The organism is Flavimaricola marinus (assembly GCF_900184895.1).
Classification (GTDB): domain Bacteria; phylum Pseudomonadota; class Alphaproteobacteria; order Rhodobacterales; family Rhodobacteraceae; genus Flavimaricola; species Flavimaricola marinus.
In genome coordinates, this window is record NZ_FXZK01000002.1 from 237,500 (window position 1) to 258,984 (window position 21,485).

General features: G+C 60.9%; 19 protein-coding genes. 7 read left to right on the forward strand and 12 right to left on the reverse strand.

Annotated elements, in window-relative coordinates; genetic code table 11:
* Positions 1-22: 22 nt before the first annotated feature.
* The 9 genes from LOM8899_RS07990 to pyrH all read right to left on the reverse strand — a co-directional run bounded on the left by LOM8899_RS07990 (position 23) and on the right by pyrH (position 9,588).
* Positions 23-640, reverse strand: coding sequence for an OmpH/Skp family outer membrane protein (locus tag LOM8899_RS07990; protein WP_093991680.1), 618 nt, complete (start codon positions 638-640; stop codon positions 23-25).
* The gene (gene bamA, locus LOM8899_RS07995; RefSeq protein WP_093991681.1) at positions 640-2,976 is read right to left on the reverse strand and encodes an outer membrane protein assembly factor BamA; all 2,337 of its coding nucleotides are present in this window, start codon (positions 2,974-2,976) and stop codon (positions 640-642) included. The genes LOM8899_RS07990 and bamA overlap by 1 nt, the downstream gene beginning before the upstream one ends.
* 335 nt (positions 2,977-3,311) lie before the next feature.
* Positions 3,312-4,643 carry an RIP metalloprotease RseP gene (gene rseP / locus LOM8899_RS08000; protein ID WP_093991682.1) on the reverse strand — a complete coding sequence of 444 codons (1,332 nt, stop codon included), beginning with the start codon at positions 4,641-4,643 and terminating at the stop codon, positions 3,312-3,314.
* 5 nt (positions 4,644-4,648) lie between these two features.
* Positions 4,649-5,818 carry a 1-deoxy-D-xylulose-5-phosphate reductoisomerase gene (gene dxr / locus LOM8899_RS08005; RefSeq protein ID WP_093991683.1) on the reverse strand — a complete coding sequence of 390 codons (1,170 nt, stop codon included), beginning with the start codon at positions 5,816-5,818 and terminating at the stop codon, positions 4,649-4,651.
* Complete coding sequence (locus tag LOM8899_RS08010; RefSeq protein ID WP_281253208.1) at positions 5,815-6,636, reverse strand: phosphatidate cytidylyltransferase; 822 nt, start codon at positions 6,634-6,636, stop codon at positions 5,815-5,817. Before LOM8899_RS08010 ends, dxr begins: the two co-directional genes overlap by 4 nt.
* Before the next feature lie 4 nt (positions 6,637-6,640).
* Positions 6,641-7,372 (reverse strand): polyprenyl diphosphate synthase, encoded by a 732-nt coding sequence (uppS, locus tag LOM8899_RS08015; protein WP_093991685.1) that lies wholly within the window; start codon positions 7,370-7,372, stop codon positions 6,641-6,643.
* Positions 7,373-7,403: 31 nt separating this feature from the next.
* Positions 7,404-7,970 (reverse strand): ribosome recycling factor, encoded by a 567-nt coding sequence (gene frr, locus LOM8899_RS08020; RefSeq protein ID WP_093991686.1) that lies wholly within the window; start codon positions 7,968-7,970, stop codon positions 7,404-7,406.
* 139 nt (positions 7,971-8,109) lie between these two features.
* Positions 8,110-8,727, reverse strand: a complete 618-nt coding sequence (locus LOM8899_RS08025) for an MOSC domain-containing protein (RefSeq protein ID WP_093991687.1) — start codon at positions 8,725-8,727, stop codon at positions 8,110-8,112.
* 135 nt (positions 8,728-8,862) lie between these two features.
* On the reverse strand, positions 8,863-9,588 hold the full coding sequence (gene pyrH, locus LOM8899_RS08030; protein ID WP_093991868.1) for a UMP kinase: 726 nt from the start codon (positions 9,586-9,588) through the stop codon (positions 8,863-8,865).
* Between the two features lie 114 nt (positions 9,589-9,702).
* Here pyrH and miaA point away from each other — a divergent pair, with 114 nt between their 5' ends.
* The 6 genes from miaA to LOM8899_RS08060 all read left to right on the forward strand — a co-directional run bounded on the left by miaA (position 9,703) and on the right by LOM8899_RS08060 (position 18,251).
* Positions 9,703-10,572 carry a tRNA (adenosine(37)-N6)-dimethylallyltransferase MiaA gene (miaA, locus tag LOM8899_RS08035; protein WP_093991688.1) on the forward strand — a complete coding sequence of 290 codons (870 nt, stop codon included), beginning with the start codon at positions 9,703-9,705 and terminating at the stop codon, positions 10,570-10,572.
* Positions 10,573-10,704: 132 nt separating this feature from the next.
* Positions 10,705-11,532, forward strand: coding sequence for a helix-turn-helix domain-containing protein (locus LOM8899_RS08040; RefSeq protein ID WP_093991689.1), 828 nt, complete (start codon positions 10,705-10,707; stop codon positions 11,530-11,532).
* Between the two features lie 251 nt (positions 11,533-11,783).
* Positions 11,784-13,436: an ABC transporter substrate-binding protein gene (locus LOM8899_RS08045; RefSeq protein ID WP_093991690.1), complete on the forward strand. Its 1,653-nt coding sequence runs from the start codon at positions 11,784-11,786 to the stop codon at positions 13,434-13,436.
* A gap of 137 nt (positions 13,437-13,573) precedes the next feature.
* Positions 13,574-14,620 (forward strand): ABC transporter permease, encoded by a 1,047-nt coding sequence (locus tag LOM8899_RS08050; RefSeq protein WP_093991691.1) that lies wholly within the window; start codon positions 13,574-13,576, stop codon positions 14,618-14,620.
* A 12-nt stretch (positions 14,621-14,632) separates the two neighbouring features.
* Entirely contained in the window at positions 14,633-16,087 is a 1,455-nt protein-coding gene (locus LOM8899_RS08055) for an ABC transporter permease (RefSeq protein WP_093991692.1), read from the forward strand.
* Between the two features lie 76 nt (positions 16,088-16,163).
* Positions 16,164-18,251 carry a dipeptide ABC transporter ATP-binding protein gene (locus LOM8899_RS08060; protein WP_093991693.1) on the forward strand — a complete coding sequence of 696 codons (2,088 nt, stop codon included), beginning with the start codon at positions 16,164-16,166 and terminating at the stop codon, positions 18,249-18,251.
* Between the two features lie 85 nt (positions 18,252-18,336).
* On the opposite strand, the gene LOM8899_RS08065 is transcribed toward LOM8899_RS08060, so the two are convergent.
* The gene (locus LOM8899_RS08065; protein ID WP_093991694.1) at positions 18,337-18,927 is read right to left on the reverse strand and encodes a lytic transglycosylase domain-containing protein; all 591 of its coding nucleotides are present in this window, start codon (positions 18,925-18,927) and stop codon (positions 18,337-18,339) included.
* 188 nt (positions 18,928-19,115) lie between these two features.
* Here LOM8899_RS08065 and ssb point away from each other — a divergent pair, with 188 nt between their 5' ends.
* Positions 19,116-19,631 carry a single-stranded DNA-binding protein gene (gene ssb, locus LOM8899_RS08070; RefSeq protein ID WP_093991695.1) on the forward strand — a complete coding sequence of 172 codons (516 nt, stop codon included), beginning with the start codon at positions 19,116-19,118 and terminating at the stop codon, positions 19,629-19,631.
* Between the two features lie 93 nt (positions 19,632-19,724).
* Here ssb and aroB read toward each other — a convergent pair whose 3' ends face one another.
* Complete coding sequence (aroB, locus tag LOM8899_RS08075) at positions 19,725-20,855, reverse strand: 3-dehydroquinate synthase (RefSeq protein WP_093991696.1); 1,131 nt, start codon at positions 20,853-20,855, stop codon at positions 19,725-19,727.
* Positions 20,852-21,436 carry a shikimate kinase gene (locus LOM8899_RS08080; RefSeq protein ID WP_093991869.1) on the reverse strand — a complete coding sequence of 195 codons (585 nt, stop codon included), beginning with the start codon at positions 21,434-21,436 and terminating at the stop codon, positions 20,852-20,854. The genes aroB and LOM8899_RS08080 overlap by 4 nt, the downstream gene beginning before the upstream one ends.
* Positions 21,437-21,485 lie beyond the last annotated feature (49 nt).

Here is a 21,485-nt window from a genome sequence, read left to right on the forward strand (position 1 = left end):
GGCAAGCGCGGCTGCATGACGGTCAGGGGTTTGGCGCCGGGGTGTTGAGCTCGACGGGGACATCGGTCTCGGGCACCGTCGCATCCAAGCCCGTCCCGTCCCCAAGCGCCGCATCAATCGCCGCGACCGCCTCGTCGGTCACGTCGACGATCCCGACGCTCAGAAAGACCGTTCGGCGATCGAGAATGACGACAGCTCCGCTATCGACCATCAACTGTCCTAGGACCGGGGTGGCCGCGGCCAGAAAGGCTTCTCGGCCCTGTGCCAACGCCTGCTGCAAACCAGCCTCCTTGGCATCCTGCTCCTGACGAATCCTCTGCACGCGCGTGTCGAACGCGTCGGCGGCTTGGCGAAATGTGGCAACGTCCATGGTCGGGCGGCGCGCGGTCAGACTGTCCACTTCTTCTTGAAGGGTCGTTTCAATCACGCGGTTCTCGGCGGCCAGCGCCTCGGTCGCCGCCCCCAATTCGGCCAGAACACGTGCGCCGAAGAGCGTTTCCCCGAATAGACGGTCGGCATCAATGGTCAGAACCGGGCTCCGGATCTGGCCCTGGGCCGTCGATGGCTGCTGAGCCGCGGTGACACTCGCGATGCTCAGAGCCAGCCCGACAAGCCCGCCTCTGATCGCATGGGCCCACATCAGAACTGGGTCGATACCGTCAGGTCAAAGCCTTTGGTATTGTCGAATTCCTCGGCCAACAAAGGCTCGGTGAAATTGAACCGCAAAGGACCAAGCGGCGTATCCCAGAAGATCGACACACCGGCCACGGCGCGCGGGGTGAACTCGTTGTAGAGGACGTCCGATTCACTCAATGACCGGAAATCGCCGACATCCCAAAGCGAGCCCACGTCGACGAAGGCACCGCCAGTGATACCATATTCCTCGGGCAGCCCGATCGGGAACTCGGCTTCAAACCGGGCCACGGCAAACGCGTTGCCGCCCAATGCGTCATCGGTATCCGCGTCGCGAGGACCAATCCCGCCGGGCTCGAACCCGCGCATCACGCGGCTGCCCATGAAAAAGCGGTCCGTCACGCGGCTGGCCCCTTCCTGATAGGCCAGGTATCCGCCCTCAAGCGTCGCACGCAGCGTGATTTCCTCGCGGAAGACACGGGTCTCCGCCGAAGCGAGCGCGGTCGTCTTGATGAAGTCGCTGTCGCCAAATCCGAACTCCTGACCAAAACGCAAGAGCACGCCGGCGGATGGGTTCAAGCCTGTGCGGCGGGTGTCGAAGCTGTAGGAATACCCAAGGGAATTGGTCAGGACACCGCCTTCATCAGCCTCGTCAAAGATCAACAAGCTGGCGCGATCGGACGGCGGATCGGTCCGCTCTCCGGAAACATCAGTCAGATCGGTGAATTCCAGACCGTAGAACAAGCTCAAACGCCCGTTCTCGCTAACCGGAAAGCTGAAAGACGGGCTGAAACGAAACGTCTCCGTGTCGTAAAGTGCGTTTTCATTGTCCGTCGTGCGATAATCGAGGGAAAAGCCGCCGCCGAGATCACGGCCCAGAAACTGCGGCTCATAGAAATCGAACGAAATCACCCGGTTGTTCTCACCGGTCGACAGATCGAAATTAAGTCTCTGACCGCGGCCGAGGAAATTCCGTTCGGAATATCCGGCCACAAGAGCAAAGCCGTTGTCGGACGAGTAGTTGCCGCCGAAAGACAGCGAACCCGTCGGGGCTTCAGTGACGTTCACGTCCACGACCACCTGATCCGGCGACGAGCCGGGACGCGCCTGAACATCGGCCGTCGCAAAGTACGACAGCGCCCGAATGCGTTCCGCGCTCTCACGGATTGCGCGCGGGTTGAACGGATCGCCTTCGACAATATCAAACTGGTTCCGCACGACACGGTCGAGTGTCGTGTTGTTACCTTCGATGTCGATCCGCTCCACAAAGATGCGGTCGCCACGGACAAGCACGAAATCGACGTCCAGCGTCAGATCCCGATCGTTCCGCGTGATCCTCGGCTCGACGGTCAGGAAATTGATGCCCTGACGCAGTGCCAGACGCTCGATCCGCGCGATATCACGATCGATCAGTTCGGGTGAGTAGATCACGCCCGGCCGAAGACGAACGATGTTCTGGAATGCCGCCGCATCCGCTTCGGGCATCTCGGAGCTCACCGACACGTTGGCAAACCGGAATTGCTGGCCCTCCTGAACATTGAACGTGATCAGGTAGGCATCGCGCTGGCGTGTAAGCGCAACGTCGACGTTCTGGACCACGAAATCCGGGTAGCCGCGCGAGTTGTAGAAATCGGTCAGAACCTGGCGGTCGAATGCGATCCGGTCGGCCACGAAAGTGTCGCGCCCAATCAGCACCCTGAGCAGGCCGGCCTGTTTCGTCTCGAGGACGCCGCGGAGTCGAGTTTCCCCAAACGACCTGTTGCCGACAAAGCTGATACGCTCGATTTCGGTCAAACCACCTTCATTGACCTCGAACACCAGATCGACGCGATTGTCGGAACGACGAATGATGGATGGGGTGACGACCGCGTTGATGCGGCCCTCATTGACATAGGCTTCCACAATGGCCGAAACGTCCGCCTCGGCAACCGATGGGCTATAGACGCGCCGCTCGCGCGACCGCACAAGCGCGGCCAGTTCGGCGTCGCTCAGGCGATTGTTGCCTTCGAAATTGATCCGGTTGATCGTCGGAAACTCGACGACGTTGATGATCAGCGTGCTGCCCTGCGGGATGAGATCGACCGTTTCGAACAGGCCCGACGCACGAAGCGCCTGCGCCGCGTCGTTCAATGCACCACCACTCAATGCCTGCCCCGGCGTGACGCCGGATCGGCTGATGATGGTTGCGGTCTCGATACGCTGGTTGCCACTAACCTGAATGTTGGTGAACCGGAACTGCTGAGCCTCAGCGACACCGGATATAGTGCTGAAAACCACAGCAACCACGAAAAGGCGCAACCCGCGCGACGCCAGCGCAAAGGCGCCATTGAGTATTCGCATCATCAAATTCCGCCCAAAGCAGTCCCGTTATTCCTGCCATTTGAGTAGCCGGATTGGCACGGCTTGTCAAAACGAAGAAGGCGCGCCGAACGGCACGCCTTTGGGTCGGGATATCGTCGGCGGGTTCGTGCCTAGAGGCTACCTACCCATGCGCCCGCGCCAAGAGCCAAAAGGATGGTCAGCAAATAGAGAACTCGATCCCAGTTGAGATCAACAAGGACGCTCAGACCCCGGTTCCGTTTCATGATCGCTTCCATAGGGATTCCCCTCAGATATTCTTTTGGTGGACCCATGAATACAGGAGGAATGTGGCGCAATCGTGGCGTGTTTAAGTCCCGCTACGGGCAGAGAAACAGGTCGTTGGCGATGGCAAAGAGCATCAGCGTCCCGATGATCGCAAGGCCAAATGCCATCAAAACACGAAGCGCCCCATCGCTGGGTTTGCGCCCGGTGATGCCTTCGTAGGCGTGAAAGACCAGGTGGCCGCCATCGAGGATCGGCACCGGAAACAGATTGAGCAATCCGACGGCTGTGGACAGAACCGCGACAAACCACAAAAAGCTCGTCCCGCCTTGGCTGGCCATGGCCCCGCTTGCCTGCGCGATGCCGACCGGGCCGGACAGGTTGCACGACGAAATTGCGCCGGTGATCATGTGCCACAAGCCCGACATCGACGACACCATGATCGACCAGACCTGCCCGGCGGCAAGCTGCACCGCCGTCAAAAAGCCCGGCGTTTCCGTTTCCATGCTGAAATACAGACCGCCCGAAAGGCCGATCAGCCAACGGGTTTCAAAACCGCCCCCCTCGGTCGGCAGGTCCATCCGGCGCGGCGTTACCACGAATTCCAGCGTCTGACCTTCGCGATAGACGTCCAGAACCAGTGGCCGCCCCTCAGAGGCCGTTACAGCATCGACCAGCTGGCCGAACGCGAAGATCGGTTCACCATCAATCGCGGTCACGACATCTCCGACGCGCAAATCGACGTCATAGGCGGCCGAGTTGGGATTGAGCCCCGACGCCACCGGCGGATAGGGCCAACTTCCAGTCACGTCTTGTTCGGTGCCATCGCGGCGCAGCGTGTAGGTCACGGTCTCGGCCACGGGAATCTGTGACAGGGCGGTCATCAGGTCCTCGACGGTTTCAGCCGGAATGCCATTCACGCCGAGGATCTCGTCACCGGGCAGAAGGCCCGCATCGACGCCGTCCGGCAAGGCGATGACGGACTCGACCCGGACAGGATCCGCAGCTTGCCCCTGCCCCATGATGACAGCGCCAAAAATGATGATACTCAGGATGAAATTGAATACCGGCCCGGCAGCGACCGTCGACGCTCTGGCCCACAAAGGGGCCCCGAGCATCGTCCGACGTTTGTCGGCCTCGGTGATTTCAACTGCACCGACCGAGGCGGCATTGGCATCGCCGAGGAACTTGACATAGCCCCCGAACGGCAATGCCGCGAATTGCCAGACGGTGCCATGCTTGTCCTTGCGCGAAAACAGGACCGGGCCAAAACCCAGCGAGAACACTTCAGCATGGATGCCGGACAAACGTCCGACGATGTAGTGACCGTATTCGTGCACCGCCACGATGATCGATAGCGCCACAACGAAAGCAGCCAAAGTAAATGCGACGCTGCCGAACTGGGGCAAAATCTGTGCAAAATCCACGTGGTCTATCTCATCCCTGCGATTATCTCGGTCCCGCGGATACGGGCGAGCTGGTCTGTCTCCAAGACTGTATCTAGTGTCAGCGTGGCATTTTGCAGCCCGTCACCTGACGACATTTTGTCCATCACCCGTTCCACGACGGTGGCCATCTGCATAAAGCCGATCTCGCCCGCGATGAAACCGTCCAACGCACGCTCCTTTGCCGCGTTGAAAACCGCGCCCATCAGGCCACGCTCTTCCATCGTGCGACGGGCAAGCGCGAGGGCCGGATAGCGATCAGGATCGGGCGGACGAAAGGTCATCGACGCGATGCGGGACAGATCCAGCCGCTCGACCGGCAACTTGGTCCGCTCCGGCCAATGCAGGGCATACCCGATGGCATGGCGCATGTCCGGCGGACCGATATGCGCCATCAGGGCACCATCCGCAAATCCTACCATTGCGTGGATCAGGCTTTCGGGATGGATTATGGTCTCGATCTTGTCGGGGCTGACGTCAAAAAACTCTCGGGTTTCAATCAGTTCGAGCGCCTTGTTGAACATCGAGGCGCTGTCGATGGTGATGCGCTGCCCCATGTCCCAATTCGGGTGGCTGGAGGCCTGAGCAAGCGTCGCCTCCGCCAGCTTCTCAATCGGCCAATCCCGAAACGCCCCGCCGCTCGCAGTGACGATCACCCGTTCGACGTCAGCGATATTCTCACCGACAAGAGCTTGAAATATCCCGGAATGTTCGCTGTCGACAGGCAAAAGCGTGCAGCCACTTTTGCGGCAATGCTCCATCAGGATTGGCCCTGCGGTGACGAGCGATTCCTTGTTGGCGAGCGCCAAGGTGGTGCCTTGCGCAATCGCGGCCCAGCCAGGAGCGAGCCCTGCAGCTCCGACGATCGCGGACATGATCAGGTCCGCCGGGCGTTCGGCAGCCTCCACGATCGCTCGCGCTCCACAAGCCGCCGCAATCCCCGTGCCGGACAGAGCCTCTTTGAGTGTCTCGTATTGAGCGGCATCCTCGATGACGGCCACTTCGGCGCGCAGATTGATTGCGTCTTGCGCCAATCGGTCCACGTTGCGGCCGCCTGTTAGTGCTACCACCTGCCAGTCTTGCGGGGCGCGTGAAATCAGATCGATGGTGTTTTGTCCGATCGACCCGGTCGCACCCAAGACGCTGATGCGCCTCAAAACGCCACTCCGGGCACGTCCAGAACCAGAGCCGTGAACAGCATGAATATCGACGCTCCAAGCAGCGCGTCAAAGCGGTCGAACAGACCGCCGTGGCCGGGGATCAGCGTGGAACTGTCCTTGACCTTCATCCGACGTTTCAATGCGCTCTCGGCGATGTCGCCCATCTGGCTGGCAAAACTCAGCGCCATCGAAATGACGACGATGCTCGGGCCGGCATTCGTAAAGGTCATGAACCCCAAGCCCACAAGCCCGGCACCGACCCAGCCGGCAGTCGTCCCGCTCCACGTCTTCTTGGGGCTGATCTTGGGCCAAAACTTCGGCCCGCCAAAAGTGCGGCCGGCAAAATAGCCGAAAATATCGGTCACGATCACCACCAGCACCAGCCACAACAGCCACGTGAATCCGTAGTCGGAGCGAAACATCACGAGGCCCCAGCCCGCGATCTGAATGCCCAGTGCAAAGCCGAAAAACGTCAATCGCTCATGCTTCAGCGCGGCGGCACCTATCGCCGGCACGATAAAGAACATCGCCAGAAACAGGCCTCCCTCGGTGGTGAACTGCCCCGACAGGACACTGGCAACCATGGCCGCCATCAGCATCCCGGGGGTCGGCGCGTCGGGGCGGATCATCATCCACAACTCCCAGACCATCACCGCGGTCACGAAGACCGCCAGCATCTGGAACCAGACGCCGCCCAGTATGATCCCGAAGACGCCGACAGCCGCCATCGCCGCGCCGGATGCGACACGGACCCACAGATCGCCCCACTGACCGGGATCAGGGGGAACAGGTGTCGGGTAAGGGCCTTCGGTCACCGTGTCAGACCTTCACCGCCCCAAAGCGGCGATCGCGGGCGCAGAAGCTTTTCACGACGTCGGCGAAAATGTCCTTGGTGAAGTCCGGCCAGAGGGTTTCCACGAACTCGTACTCGGAATACGCCGTCTGCCAGAGCAGGAAATTCGAGACACGGGCCTCGCCGCTCGTCCGGATCACCAGATCCGGGTCGGGGAGCACGTGCGTGTCGAGGAATCCCGCCAGCGTCTCCGCATCCACGTCGTTGTGGGTCAGGCGGCCACATTCGATCTCGTAGGCCAACCGTTTGGCGGCACGGGTCAGCTCGTCCCGGCCGCCATAGTTCAGGGCGACCGTCAGATGACACTTGTCGTTGTGGCTGGTCATCAGCTCCAACTCGTCCATCAAGGTCACGAGCTTTTCGTCCAGGCGCACCCGGTCTCCGATGAACCGGACGCGCACGCCGGCTTCCAGCAGAGCCTTTGCCTCGCGGGTGATATAGCGGCGGAACAGCTTCATCAGTCCCGCCACCTCAGTCTGGGTGCGTTTCCAATTCTCGGTCGAGAAGGCAAATATGGTGAGGTATTTCACACCGAGATCGGGACAGGCTTCGACGACCTCGCGCACTCGGCGAGCGCCGGCATGATGCCCGAACAGACGCGGTCTGCCACGTTCCTGCGCCCAACGTCCGTTGCCATCCATGATGATGGCCACATGTTCGGGGCCGGTGGCACCCTCTTGTATCAAATCTCGGGCCATGGCGGCTCCTACTCAGTATTACAGTCGCCTGTCAGACTTGCATAATCTCGGCTTGCTTGGTCTCCAAGAGGTCATCGACTGCCTTGATGAATCGGTCGGTCAATTCCTGAACTTCGGATTCCCAGAATTTCTGGTCGTCTTCGCTCAGGCTGCTGTCGGCTTTCGCCTTCTTGATCTTGTCCATTCCGTCCCGGCGCAAGTTGCGTACGCTGACCCGGGCGCTCTCCGCGTAGGAGCCGGCGACCTTGGTCAACTCGCGACGACGCTCTTCGTTCAATTCAGGGATCGGCAGCATGATAATGGTGCCATTGAGTTGCGGGTTGATGCCCAAGCCGCTCTCGCGGATGGCCTTTTCGACCTTGTTGACAAGGCCCTTGTCCCAGACGTTGATCGTGACCATGCGAGGCTCGGGCACGTTGATCGTGCCGACCTGATTGATCGGGGTCGGGCTGCCATAGGCATCCACCATGATCGGCTCCAACATGGAGCCGGAGGCGCGGCCGGTGCGCAAGGATGCGAATTCGGTCCGCAACGCGGAGATGGCACCTTCCATACGGCGGGTCAGGTCGTCGGTATCAAGTTCAAATTCGTCTGACATGGTCTGCTCTAGGCCCGTTGTTCAAGAGTTTTGCTGCTTCTACGTCAATCTGCGTCACTTGTATAGTTTCACTGCGGCAGGCGTTGCAGCAGAATTCGTGCAGATCCCGATGAATCGCGCAGCGACTTGCCGACGCCACTTAGTGCGGAAGGCGCTCTAGCTCCGCCCGGGCCTTATGATGAAGCGGTGTGGCCAACAAACGGCTGATTTGTGACGGTTTGCGGTCTTTGCCCGGCAACAGATCCGTCACCGGACACCGTGGGTCGGCCAGGGGCGACCAGACGATCCCGTCGCCGGCACTCAACGGACCGTATTGAAGCACGCGCGCATAGTAGCCACAGCGCTCGGCCGCGAAAAACTGCTTGGCAAATTCCGGATCACCCATCACTTCGGCCAAGGTCACGCATGGAATGCGCGGCGAAGTCACTTCCAGCTCAACACCCGCGATATTCAAACGGTCTCCGAGACCGATTTGCGAGGTCGGCAGCCCTCTGACCGTGAGGTTTTCTCCGAACGCACCGGCGCCCAAGACGCGATCGATACGCGCGGCCCACCACTCTATGTCCGCCTGATCAAACAGATAAACCGCCTGATCGAAGCCGCCGTGATTCTTGGTGTCGATGATCGAATCGCCTGCAAGGCCGAGCTGGCCGACTTCGACGGGCCCCTCGAACGGCGACTTAAAATGCCCGGTCTGCCCGGACTTCGCGGAGATCGCAGAGGGTTGCCCGATATTGACGCTCAGAACTTCAGGCATTCAGTTCTCGATGCGGCCCTACGACAGGCGACGGTAATCACCGCTTTGCCAAAAGACAGTGGAGCCCATGACGGTCTCGCACGGACGGAGTTGCCAAGCGGGCATCAACGGTCGTGAGGCTTTCGGCACCAGCCCTCAATCATGGACCTTGGTATAAGTGCCTTCGCCGGCCAGAATGCCCTTGAACCCGCCCGGCTCATCGAGGCTGAACACGATGATCGGCAGGTGGTTGTCGCGTGCAAGCGCAATGGCGCTCGCGTCCATCACGCCCAGATGTTGCTGCAACACTTCGTCATAGCTCACGTTCTCGTAACGCTTCGCATCGGCGTGCTTCTTGGGGTCCTTGTCGTAGACGCCGTCAACCTTGGTGCCCTTGAAGATCGCCTCGCAGGACATCTCGTTGGCACGCAGGGTCGCTGCCGTATCGGTGGTGAAATAGGGGTTGCCGGTGCCGGCGGCAAAGATGCAGACGCGCTTCTTTTCCAGATGGCGCACGGCACGGCGGCGGATATAGGGCTCGCAGACCTGATCCATCGGGATGGCGCTGATGACGCGGGTGTGGATGCCCTGCCCTTCGAGCGCCGATTGCATGGCCAGCGCGTTCATTACAGTGGCGAGCATGCCCATATAATCTGCCGTAGTCCGCTCCATCCCCTGAGCCGAGCCTTGCAGGCCACGGAAGATATTGCCGCCGCCGATCACCATGCAAATCTCGACGCCCATGTCATGGACCGATTTGACCTCGCGGGCGATCCGCTCGACGGTCGGAGGATGCAGCCCGAACTGAGTCTCGCCCATCAGCGCCTCGCCGGATATCTTGAGCATGACACGCCGGTAGGTTGCGGTTTCTGACGCAGTCATGAGATCATCCTTCTGGCAATTGGAGAGGCAGCTTTCGCCGAGCGGCAAAATGTCGGAAAAGCCGTTGAGTTTCAATGGTGGCTTATGGGGAATTTTGGCGCGGATGAAAGAGCAATGACGATCAAGGCGCTGATTGCCGGGATTCCGGCGGATCGTCCGGTGCTGATTGCCGGCCCCACGGCATCCGGGAAATCGGCGTTGGCGATGGAGATCGCAGAGGCGCAGGGAGGCATCATCCTGAATGCCGACGCGCTGCAGGTCTTTGATGGATGGCGCATATTAACGGCCCGGCCCAGCGACGAGGATCAGCGACGCTGCGCACATGCGCTTTATGGGCACGTCCCGTTCGACGCCGACTATTCGGTCGGCCACTGGCTGAGGAACGTCCAACCGTATCTGCTTGGGGCCAGACCGATCATCGTCGGCGGAACCGGTCTCTATCTGAGTGCGCTGACCCAAGGTTTGGCCGAAATCCCGGCAACGCCCGATCATATCCGGTCCGAGGCAGACGCGCTGCCGCTCGACGCCCTGCGGGACGGGCTTGATGCGGCGACGGCATCCCGGATCGATCTGGCGAACCGGGCGCGGGTGCAACGGGCTTGGGAAGTCCGGGCAAACACCGGGCGCGGCCTCGCGGACTGGCAGGCCGAGACACCTGCCCCGCTCTTGCCGCTGAGCGAGGCGACGGCTCTAGTGGTGGATGCACCGCCGGAATGGCTGACGCCGCGGATCGAGCGTCGGTTCGACATGATGCTCGATCAGGGCGCGGTAGAGGAAGCCCGCGCGATGGAGCCTCGCTGGGATCCCGCATACCTGTCCTCCAAGGCGATCGGTGCGGCGGAGTTGATCGACTATGTCAGGGGTGCCTGCACTCTGGACGACGCCCGCCAGGCGGCCATTGTCGGCACGCGGCAATATGCCAAGCGGCAGCGCACGTGGTTCAGAAAGCGGATGCGGGATTGGACGGCCGTCTCCCTCGCCTAGGGCGACGGCACGAAGAGTTGTCCACAGATCCGTCCACAACTTATTCCGGGTCTGGACGAGAAGTTCGTTGCTTGGTTGCCGATCTGGGGCAACACTAGCACTAATCGAACATACCCAAGCCGGTAAAACACCATGAACGATCCGCTCAAGAACCGACTGGCCCTCAATCCCATCGGGTTTTCGTCCAATGCCGGGCGTTGGCGAACCGAAGCGATGCGCAGCCACAGCTCGCCACGGCTGATCTTCTTCTACAAAGGTCAGGGCCGGATGACCGTCGCTGGCCTGACGGCCGGCTACGGGCCGAACAACCTGATCTTCATACCGGCGCATGTCATGTATGGGTTCGATGCCGGACCAACGGTGTTTGGGCAAATCCTGTCGATCCCGAGTGCGATGGCGTCCGAATGGCCCGACGAGCATACGCATCTGCGGCTTCGCGAGGTGCATGCACAGAAAGAGATCGCCCTGCACTTCGACAACCTCGAACGAGAGCTCGGTTCGGACAGGACAGGACACAGTCGTGCGGCGCATTACTACCTCGGGATCCTGTCGGTGTTCTTCCAGAGACAGCTCGAACTGCGGCCCGCCGAGATGATTGACGTAAGGTCAGACAGCTCCGCCGCCCGCCTCGTCGCCGCCTATACGGATCTGGTGGAACGAGACTATGCCAGCGGTCAGGGCGTGGCTGAATATGCGCGCAGTCTCGGTGTGACGCCGACGCACCTGACAAGGTGCTGCAACCAGACCTGCGGCCGGTCCGCCTTGGCGATCCTCAACGACCGGATACTCTATGAGGCAAGGCTCTTGCTGCGCGAAACCAAGCAACCGATCAAGGATATCTCGGCGCAGCTCGGGTTCACGTCGGCGGCCTATTTCAGCCGCAGTTTCCAAGCGCACACCGGCAAGACGCCGTCGTCGTTCCGCAAGACCGGCCAGGGGCAAACCTTCCTGTCCCACTGACGTTTGGGCGGACCGTGGATGCAAATTCACAGGTTTGTTAGAGACCGTTTGTCGCATAAAGACAATTTGGAGGTCGCTTTCCGACCTCAAACTGGTAGAACCGAACATTGACCGGGGCACGAGAAACGTGCCGAATGTCGTTGAACGAGCGCTGTGTATCGGGACCATGAAACCGGCGGGCCTTAATCGGCCGCCGCGCCAAGGTGGACAAGCGCTTGATCGCACACGGTTTGTGTTACAGGGAGAAAATAATGACACAACACTTTCGCAACGCTGAAAAGGTACATCCTGCAGCGACGCTCTACGCAACAGAAGAAAAGGCGGGCAAGCTAGACCGCCGCGAATTCCTGACCCGTGCGACTGCACTGGGTGTCACGGCGCCGGCGGCATATGGCCTGCTCGGCCTTTCATCGCCAGCCAAGGCTGAGGCGCACGCAACTTCCGGCGGCACGCTGCGGATGCAGATGGAAACCAAGGCGCTCAAGGATCCGCGTCTGTTCGATTGGTCCGAGATGGGCAACTTTGCCCGCGGTTGGCTGGAATACCTCGTGGAATACAACGGCGACGGCAGCCTGCGCGGCATGCTTCTGGAAAGCTGGGAAGCCAACGAAGACGCGACCGAGTTCACGCTCAATGTGCGTCCGGGCGTGACCTGGAACAACGGCGATGCCTTTACCGCCGAAGACGTCGCCCGCAACATCACCGGTTGGTGTGACAGTTCGGTCGAAGGCAACTCGATGGCCGCACGGATGTCCTCGCTGATCGACGCCGATACCGGCATGGCACGCGAAGGCGCCATCACGGTCGTCGACGATCTGACGGTAAAGCTCACGCTGAACGCGCCGGACATCACCGTGATCGTCGGCATGGCCGACTATCCGGCCTCGATCGTGCACAGCTCCTATGCCGGTGGCGATCCGTCGGTCAACCCGATCGGAACCGGCCCCTATCTGCCGACGCAGAACGATGTCGGCGTCAAGCAGATCCTCGTCAAGAACACCGACCACACATGGTGGGGCACCGAGGTCTACGGCGGTCCATATCTCGACAGCATCGAGTATATCGACTACGGCACCGATCCCTCGGCATTCCTTGCCGCGGCTGAGTCCGGAGAGATCGACGCGACCTATCAGACCACGGGCGATTTCGTCGACATTTTCGACGCCATCGGCTTCAACAAGACCGAAGCCATCACGTCCGCGACGCTCGCGATCCGGTTCAACCAGCTTCAGGAGCCGTTCGACAACGTCGAGGTGCGCCGCGCCATGCAACTGGCCGTCGACAACTCGGTGATCCTCGAACTGGGCTACAACGGTCTGGGGACCACGGCGGAGAACCACCACGTCTGCCCGATCCACCCCGAGTATGCCGAACTGGCACCGCTCGTCGTAGATCCCGATGGTGCCGCCGCCGCGATCGCCGAAGCCGGCCACGCCGACACCGAATTCGAACTGATTTCGATCGACGACGCCTGGCAGGCAGCGTCCTGCGATGCCGTAGCCGCCCAGATCCGGGATGCCGGCATCAACATCAAGCGGACGGTTCTGCCCGGTTCGACCTTCTGGAACGACTGGACCAAGTACCCGTTCTCGGCCACCGAGTGGAACATGCGGCCGCTGGGCGTGCAGGTGTTGGCGCTCGCCTACAAATCGGGTGTGGCATGGAACGAAACGGCCTTCGCCAACGCCGAATTCGATGCGCTCCTGGCGCGGGCCATGTCCATCGAGAACGCAGAAGCCCGCAGCGAGGTGATGGCGGAGATCGAAACCATCATGCAAAACGAAGGCGTGCTCATCCAGCCCTACTGGCGCTCGCTCTATCGGCATACCGCAGCCGGCGTGATGGGGGCCGACATGCACCCCACCTTCGAGCATCACCACTACAAGTGGTGGATCGAAGCGTAAAAGTCGGAACATACCAACAGCCCCGGCGCAGAACATGCGCCGGGGTTTTCTACAAAAGGCACTGGCAGGTTCCAGATGCCATGACCAAAGGCAGCCCAGCCGGGCCAAGCCCGCGGCAAGACAGGGAATGCGAATAGATGCTCAGGTTTCTGGCCAGCCGGATTCTGACGATGATACTGACGGCACTCTGCCTGACCTTCATCGTCTTCTTTCTCACCAACCTCGGACCCAACCTGGAAAAGGTTGCAAAATCTGAACTTGGTGCCCGGATCACGGATGCCGAAGTGGAAAGCTGGCTGACGCGAAACGGCTACATGCAACCGGTGGTGCTGCGCTACGGCGAATGGCTCGGGGTCGTACCCGGCTTTACCCACGAAGCCGACGATGGCGCCGTCACGGGGCGGTGCATCGACGCCGAGACACCAGCAGAGGTGGCGCCAACGTTCTGCGGCGTGCTGCAAGGCGACTGGGGGTATTCGACGGTGTTCCGCCGCGATGTCTCCGAAATCGTCGCACGAGGTCTTGGCCTGACCGGCAAGCTGATGTTCTGGGTGATGCTGGTGATGGTGCCCGGCGCCCTGTTGATCGGGGTGCTGGCCGGGATGCGCGAAGGATCGCGGACAGACAGAACCCTCTCGACGCTGTCTATCGTGACGACGGCCACACCGGAATATGTCTCCGGCGTCGTGTTCATCACCGTCTTTGCGTCGTCGGCCGTCGGGCTGAAATGGCTCAACGGATCCGCCACATCCGCGATGGACGACATCACCTTCGCCAACTTTACCCTGCCGGTCCTGACGATCGCGCTCTACGGGATGGGCTATATCGCCCGGATGACGCGGGCATCGATGACCGAAGTCATGACGGCGCAATATATCCGAACCGCCCGGCTCAAGGGGGTGTCGTTCCCGAACATCGTCATGAAGCACGCGCTTCGGAATGCGTTGATCGCGCCTTTTACCGTGATCATGCTGCAGTTTCCGTGGCTGCTGAACGGCGTCGTCATCGTCGAGACCCTGTTCAACTACAAGGGCTTTGGCTGGACGTTGGTCGAGGCCGCCGGAAACAACGACATCGAACTGCTCTTGGGCGTGTCCGTCGTCTCGGTGCTCGTCGTGCTCATCACACAGCTGATCTCCGACATCGGCTATGTCTATCTCAACCCGCGCATCCGCATCTCGTAAAGGACCAGATACATGGACCCTCTCAGCTGGACCGGTGCCGCAGGCGCGATCTTGAATCCCCTCCTCGCGGCCACAACCCTGGCCTTCGTCGTCAGCATCGTCTCGATGACGGTTCTGTCCTTTTTCACGCCCGCGCACACGCTGCAATCCAATCCGGATGGCAGTCTCGTGCAGCAGGGCGGCATCTATGGGCTGAGCGAAATCGCCAGCAAGTATACGTTGTTCGCCCTGCTTGCGGTGCTGGTCGCCTATATCGTGGCGGGGGTCGTTATGCCCTATGGCAACGCGGGAATTCTCGGCGCGATCTCAAAGCAATTCACACCTGTGTGGATCGCGCTCGTCATCACCTTTGCTCTGTCGATCACGTTCAAGCGCAGGCTCGGGATCTACGGCAAGCTCTTTGACAACATCGTCGGAATGGTCGGCTTTGGCCTCGTGATGTTCTGGGTCTTCACGGCGGTCTTCGTCGGTGTCTTCGACATGATCGCAACCCATGATCCGCTCAGCCAGCTGTCCGGGCTCAAGAACAAGGTGCCCGGCGTGCCGGTGCCCGGCGCAGAAGACATGGCCCCCGGGTCGCATTATCTGCTGGGCGGCGACAACCTCGCCCGCGACGTATTCAGCCGAATGATCCATGGCTCGTGGATCGTGATCCAGATCGCACCTCTGGCGACGATGTTCGCCTTCATGGTGGGCATCACACTGGGTCTGCCCGCCGGCTACTTTGGCGGCCGGTTCGATACTGCCCTGTCATTTCTGGCCAACCTGATCCTCGCCTTTCCGGTGATCCTGTTGTTCTACCTTCTGGTCACGCCGGAGATGGTCGAAACGGGCATCCCGACCTATATGGCGGCGGTCCTGTTCATCTTCCCGCTGGTGTTCTTCGCGGTGCTGCTGAACTCGCGCTATCACACGCAACCGTCAATTCGGACGCCGCTGCTCGTCGTGGTGCTCGGCGCTGTCGGCTGGATCTACCTGTCGTTGATCAGCCAGCCGGGGACCGTGTTCAACTTCATGCCCGGTGCGCTCGACCTGTTCGACATCCCCGGCGGTATCCTCGTTGTGTTCGTCTCGGTGGTCTTCGTGAACTCGCCCACGATCTACCGGATCGTCCGGGGTCTCGCGATGGACATCAAGACCCGTGACTACGTGGCGGCAGCACAGACCCGTGGCGAAGGCTCGTGGTATATCATGCTGTGGGAAATCCTCCCCAACGCCCGTGGCCCGCTGATCGTCGATTTCTGCCTGCGGATCGGCTATGCGACGATCTTGCTCGGGACGCTCGGCTTCTTCGGCCTCGGCCTGCCGCCGGAAAGCCCGGACTGGGGCTCGACCATCAACGCCGGTCGCGGCCTCTTGTCGATCTATCCGCACCCTGCCCTCGTGCCAGCCATCGCGCTGTTGTCGATGGTGCTGGGCCTCAACCTTCTGGCCGACGGCCTGCGCGAAGAGAGCCTGAAAGACTGATGGCCGACACCTCCGCGATACCGACGCCATACCGACGCTTTATCCAAAGCGATTTCCGACCGAAAAGGACCACAGGATGACAGACGCGCCCGCCTATGACGGACCCATCCTCGAGATCGACCTGCTGTCGATTTCCTTCTTCACCCGCCTGCGGGAAATCCCCGCCGTGATGGATTTCTCCGCCAAGGTCATGCCTGGCGAAGCGCTTGGTCTGGTTGGAGAATCCGGCTGCGGCAAGAGCACCGTCGCCTTGGGCGTGATGCAGGATCTCGGGGTCAACGGACGCATCGTGGGCGGATCGATCAAGTTCAAGGGCCAGAACCTCAACGAAATGACGCCGGAACAGCTTCGCGACATCCGCGGCAGTCAGATTGCGATGATTTATCAAGAGCCCATGGCTTCCTTGAACCCCGCAATGAAGATCGGACGCCAGTTGATGGAAGTGCCGATGATCCATGAGGGCATCAACGAGAAAGAAGCCTACAAACGGGCACTCGAAGTCGTCACCGACGTCAAACTGCCCGATCCCAAGCGCATCTTGAACAGCTTCCCGCACCAGCTTTCCGGGGGTCAACAGCAGCGCATCGTCATCGCTATGGCCTTGATGTCAAAGCCTTCCTTGCTGATCCTGGATGAGCCGACCACCGCTCTCGACGTCACGGTCGAGGCGGCCGTGGTCGAGTTGGTCAAGGACTTGGGCAAGAAATATGGCACTTCGATGCTGTTCATTTCGCACAACCTCGGACTGGTTCTGGAAACCTGCGACCGGATCTGCGTGATGTATTCCGGCGAAGCCGTCGAACGCGGCAGCATCGAAGACGTCTTCGACAAGATGCGGCATCCCTACACTCAGGCGCTTTTCCGGTCGATCCCCCTGCCCGGCGCCGACAAGAACGCCTCGCCGCTCATCGCCATTCCCGGCAACTTCCCGCTGCCCCACGAACGACCGAAGGGGTGTAATTTCGGCCCGCGGTGCGATTATTTCGAGGCCGGACGCTGCGACTCCCAAGATGTCAAAATGGCGCCCATCGACGGCGACGAGCGCCACGAGAGCCGCTGCCTGCGGATCGAGGAAATCAATTGGGGGGCCAAACCCGAGCTGGCCGAAGTCAAGCAGAAGGGTGAGATCGGAGACGTCGTCCTGCGGATGGAGGACCTCAAGAAATACTACGAGGTCAACGCCTCCTCGCTTTTCGGCAGTGGCACCAAGAAGGTCGTCAAGGCCAACGAAACACTCACCTTCGAGGCGCGGGAAAGCGAAACCCTTGCCATCGTGGGCGAATCCGGTTGCGGCAAATCCACCTTCGCCAAGGTGCTGATGGGGCTCGAGACCGCGACCTCCGGTGAAATCCTGCTCGACAATCAGAGCATCGGCAACACGCCCATCGAAAAGCGTGCAACCAAGACGGTGTCCGACATCCAGATGGTGTTTCAGAACCCGTTCGACACGCTCAATCCGTCGATGACCGTTGGCCGTCAGATCATCCGCGCCTTGGAGATCTTCAAGATCGGCAAGAACGAGACCGAGCGCCGTGACAAGATGCTCAACCTGCTCGATCTGGTGAAGCTTCCCCGGGCCTTTGCCGACCGGATGCCGCGCCAGCTGTCAGGTGGTCAGAAACAGCGGGTCGGCATCGCCCGGGCCTTTGCCGGTGGTGCCCGGATCGTTGTCGCCGACGAACCGGTCTCTGCCCTCGACGTTTCGGTTCAGGCGGCGGTCACCGACCTCCTGATGGAAATTCAGCGAGAGGAGAAGACGACCCTCCTCTTCATCAGCCACGATCTTAGCATCGTGCGCTATCTGTCCGACCGCGTCATGGTGATGTATCTCGGGCATGTCGTCGAACTCGGGTCCACCGACCAGGTGTTTTCGCCGCCTTACCATCCCTATACCGAAGCCTTGTTGTCGGCCGTTCCCATCGCCGACACGCGGGTCAAGAAAAAGCACATCGTCCTCGAGGGAGACATACCGTCCGCGATGAATCCGCCGCCAGGCTGCCCGTTCCAAACACGTTGCGGCTGGAAGTCGAAAGTGCCGAATGGGCTATGCGAAAAAGAGGTGCCACCCGTGCGCGTGCTGGACGCAGGTCACCAGATCAAGTGCCACCTGAGCGACGAAGACCTCGCCTCCATGGAGCCTGTCATCCAGATCGCCGCCGAATAGCGCGAGGCTACTGGCATGACTGTAAGGTGCGGGATTTCCCCGCACCTCGCAGTTCTCGATTGATTGTCGGTCCGTCAGACTTGGCTCAGCTGCCCCAGATCACCCGGACGTAGTTCTGAGTTTCGCGGTAGGGCGGAATGCCGCCGTGCTGTTGAACGGCACCCGGCCCGGCGTTGTATGCCGCGAGTGCGAGTCTCCAATCGCCAAACTGGTTGAACTGCTGACGCAAATACCGCGCGCCGCCGTCCAGGTTCTGAGAGGGTTCGCGTGGATTGACCCCCAAAAGGGCCGCCGTGCCCGGCATCAACTGCGCCAGTCCCAATGCGCCCTTGTGCGACACGGCGTTGGCATTCCAACCACTTTCCTGCTGAATCAGGCGCAGAAAGAGGTCCTCGGGCACACCATGGCGCCTCGCCGCATCTCGGGCCATGTTCAGGTAGGGACCGTTATACCGCCCGGTAAAGGCAGGAGAATTGGTTGCCAAAGCGGCCGGAACTTCGGCCCGCGGCGGCTGCAACCTGACGGAATCGCTGTATTGCTGCGAAGCGCGACCATCCAGAACGGAAAGCTGTGATTGAAATAGGGCGCTGCGCGACATCGTGGAGACTGTATCCGCTTGCGCCATGCCCGCAAAACCGACAGCCGTGGCGATCGCCAAGCCCAGAATTTTGTGCATCTTCCGTCCCCAGACCCTTATTCTTCCCGGCATTTCTAAGGTATTTTCCTCGGGAATTCCATAGTTAGTTGCCCGGACAACGTGGCGCAGGCAGACGACCGCTGAACCAAATTCGCCTTCCAATTCTCGGGACGGGATGGTGTAACGGTGCAAACGAAAATGCGCGTAGAATCGAACAGGGGGCGCTAATGGCCGGATCCGTAAACAAAGTGATCATAGTGGGTAATCTGGGGCGCGACCCGGAAGTGCGCACCTTTCAGAATGGCGGCAAGGTCTGCAACCTGCGCATCGCCACTTCCGAGACATGGCGCGACAAGGCGACGGGTGAACGGCGCGAGCGCACTGAATGGCATTCGGTCGCGATCTTTTCCGAACCACTTGCGAAGATTGCCGAGCAATACCTGCGCAAAGGCTCCAAGGTCTACATCGAGGGACAGTTGGAAACCCGGAAATGGCAGGACCAGTCCGGTCAGGACAGGTATTCCACCGAGGTCGTCCTGCGTCCCTATCGCGGCGAACTGACCTTGCTGGATGGCCGCGACGGCGGCGGGTCTGGCGGCGGCGGTGGCGGCGGTGGTCGTGACAGCTACGGCTCGGATCCGTCCGGCGGTGGATACGGCGGCGGCTATGACAGCGGGCCGACGCAGGGCGGCGGCGGCTCCGGCGGTGGTCGCAGTGATCTGGACGATGAAATCCCGTTCTGAGGGCGCGTCCAGTCAACCGAAATGGCATTTGGCCCGTACAATCGATTGTGCGGGCCTTTCCATTTGGGCTGAAACTGGAAATCGCGGCGGCAGCTAGACCCGGCGCAATCCGTCGCGCAACACCCCGAGCACCGCATCGCGCGGCACATCCGACGTGACGAACGCTTCGCCGATTCCCCGCGCGAGGATGAAGTTCAGAGTGCCGGCGACGACCTTCTTGTCCTGCCCCATCAGAGCCAGGAGCGCCTGGGCATCCGGCAGCTCGCCATCGATATCGGTGAGATCGGTCTTCATCCCCATCTGTTTCAGATGCGCCCGAACCCGACTGGGAACTTCCTGCGAACACAGGCCCATCCGCGCTGACAGTTCAAAAGCCAGAGCGCAGCCGACGGAGACGCCCTCACCATGCAGGAGCCGTGCCCCATCGTATCCGGTCGCAGCCTCCAGCGCGTGACAGAATGTATGGCCCAAATTCAGGAGTGCTCGGTCGCCCTGCTCGGTCTCGTCACGCATCACGATCTCGGCCTTCATCTCGCAAGACCGACGGACGGCGCGGGTCAGGGCATCCGTGTCGCCATTGGCCAGGTCCTGCCCCGCGGTCTCGAGCCACTCGAAGAACGCCGCGTCGCCCAGAAGGCCGTATTTGACGACCTCTCCATAGCCGGCAAGCAGATCGCGTCTTGGCATGGTCGCCAATAGGCCGATGTCCGCAAGTACGAGTGACGGCTGGTGAAAGGCACCGACGAGGTTCTTGCCATGCGAAGTGTTGATACCGGTCTTGCCGCCGACGGAGCTATCGACCTGCGCCAGCAGCGACGTCGGAATCTGAATAAAGCGGACCCCACGGCGCAGGATCGCGGCGGCAAAGCCGACCAGATCCCCGATGACGCCACCGCCAAATGCGATGACGATATCGTTCCGCTCGACCTTTTCCGTCAGGAGCCACTCCACGACCCGGCCCAGATCGGTCCAGTTCTTGGTGGCCTCTCCCGGGGTCAGGATCAGAGTTTCGCTGTCGATACCGCCATTCCCGAGCGCCTGGGTCAACCTGTCCAGATGCAGCCCGGCCACGGTGCTTTCGGTCACGATCGCAACCCGTTTGCGCCGCAACAGTGGAGCGATATGTTTATCGGCTTCGGACAGGAGCCCATTGCCAATCAGAATGTCATACTCGCGACCGGGCAGATCGACGCGCACGCTTTCCAGCGAATTGGGTTGGGTCATTGCACAGTCTCCAGAATGTCGGGTCGGCCCAGAAGCGCCGCGATGACGCGGTCGGTCGTTTGATCGATGGAATATCCGGGAAGGGTTTTGACGCTGAGATCGGCCAAGCGGTAGACAGGTACCCGGTCGTCGTAGATTCGCGCCAGAGTGCCTCGCGGATCCGGCCCGCGCAGCAACGGGCGGGTGTCCTTGTGGCGCACGCGATCCCACAGCACGTTCAGGTCGGCATCGAGCCAGACAGCTACCCCTTGCGAAGAAATCGCCTTTCGGTTCCGCTCGGACATGAACGCGCCTCCGCCAGTCGACAGAACAACAGGCGTGCCCCGCAACAGCCGCGAAATCACCTCCGCTTCGCGGTCACGGAAAAACGGCTCGCCGTCGCGTTCAAAGATCTCTGCGATGGTGGCGTTCGCGGCGGTTTCGATCTCGGCGTCTGAATCCAGAAATTGCACGTCCAGTCGTTGGGCAAGCGCCCGGCCGATGGCGCTCTTGCCGGATCCCATCATGCCGACCAGAGCCACGGTGCGATGCAATACATAGCTTTGTGGTTGCGCGATCGAGTGCCCCGTCTTTCCGGCCATGCCCGCATTTCCCCCAATCGCCATTCTCTCACCCTTTTCTGCCAAAAAA